1 protein-coding gene and 1 pseudogene are annotated in these 1,715 nt (G+C 46.4%); one reads left to right on the top strand and one right to left on the bottom strand.

Annotation, left to right across the window (positions count from 1 at the left end; all coding sequences use genetic code 11):
* Positions 1–597, top strand: a pseudogene (locus WAK81_RS04660) (hypothetical protein); the annotation flags it as partial.
* 54 nt (positions 598–651) lie between these two features.
* On the opposite strand, the gene WAK81_RS04655 reads toward WAK81_RS04660, so the two are convergent.
* Positions 652–1,715: acetyl-CoA C-acetyltransferase (locus WAK81_RS04655; protein ID WP_422195880.1), on the bottom strand; the 1,064-nt coding region annotated here is incomplete at its 5' end.

Genomic DNA, 1,715 nt, shown 5'->3' with positions numbered 1-1,715 from the left:
ACGCCGGTCTATGCCCGGGAATGGGTCATGATGATGACCAATCTGGCCTATATGCTCAGTACTCCAGAATTTGAAACCTTATGGTTTAACCATAAAGCGGTCATGGGACATGACTTTTTTGGCAATGATGGTCAGGTAGAAGGGCCGAATGGTTTCTTTCAGCCAGAAGATTATGTCCGGATTTATCGGGAAATTCTTAACCGTAATGAAATTAATCTTGGCGTGACTAATATGGGTGGTGGTCTAGGAGGTGGAGCAGTATTAGGAGTAGATACCTGGTTATTCTATGGCCACTACAGATTATCTGGCTATCGAATTATTGCACATGAATTTGGTCATCATTGGGGCGGGCATAACAGTGCATGGGCCATGTCGAATTATGGCTTTGAAGCTATGGTCGATTGGTTAAACTTCTATTTCCAGCGCCGTCCAGGCTCAATTCCTTATATGGATCCAAATGTAAATACTTTTCACTTAACACCGGACAGCGCGCTTTGTCAGGGTGTGAACCAGAATATGGTGAAAGGTGTGGCATCGACTGCGCCGTGGAATAAAGTGGATGAATACTTCAAAAATAATCCAATGCCAAATCCCTAAAACATAAAAAAAGCCCCTCAATTGAAGGGCTTTTTAATTGGATCGGTCAACGGATTATTTTTCAATAATCGCCGTTACACCTTGACCACCGGCTGCACAGATCGACACCAGTACACGGCCTGAACCTTTCTGGTTAATCAATTTTGCTGCTGTCGCAATGATACGACCGCCAGTTGCTGCAAATGGATGGCCAGCAGCAAGTGAAGAGCCTTTTACGTTCAGTTTGGCAGGGTCAATTGAACCTAGTGGAGCATCCAGACCTAAACGCTCTTTACAGAATTTCGGATCTTCCCAAGCTTTCAAGGTTGAAAGGACTTGAGAGGCAAAGGCTTCATGAATTTCATAATAGTCGAAGTCTTGCAGTTTCAGACCGGCACGTTCTAGCATACGTGGTACGGCATAAGCAGGCGCCATCAACAGGCCTTCTTTCTTCTCAACGAAATCAACTGCGGCAGTTTCCTGGAAAGTCAGGTAAGCCAGCACTTCATGACCGTTTGCCTTCGCCCATTCTTCAGAAGCCAAGAGCACACAAGAAGCACCATCTGTCAGTGGAGTAGAGTTACCCGCAGTCATGGTACGTGCATCGCCTTTACCAAAAGCAGGTTTGAGTTTCGCCAGTTTTTCAACTGAAGAATCTGGACGCAGGTTGTTGTCACGTTCAAGACCCAGGAATGGAGTCACCAGGTCATCAAAGAAACCTTCTTCATAGGCCTCTGCCATTTTCTGGTGTGAAGATGCAGCCAGTTCGTCCTGTGCTTCACGGGAAATACCCCATTCCAGTGTGGTAATCGCCTGATGATCACCCATAGACAGGCCTGTACGTGGTTCACCATTTTTCGGAGCATCCATCAGATCTTTTACATTGATCTTGGTTAATGCTTTCAGACGGTCTTTGGCTGTTTTCGCAATATTCAGCTCGAGCAATGCCTTACGTAAGCCATCACCAAAAGCAATTGGCGCATCGGAAGTGGTATCTACACCACCTGCGATACCCACTTCGATCTGACCCAAAGCAATCTTGTTGGCAATCAGGAACGCAGCCTGCAAGCCCGTACCACAGGCTTGCTGAATGTCATACGCTGGCGTTTCAGCTGCAAGGGCTGTGTTCAATACACATT

Source organism: Acinetobacter sp. (assembly GCF_049284435.1).
Classification (GTDB): domain Bacteria; phylum Pseudomonadota; class Gammaproteobacteria; order Pseudomonadales; family Moraxellaceae; genus Acinetobacter.
Note: the sequence above shows the minus strand (reverse complement) of the source record. Positions and strands in the feature narration are given on the sequence as shown.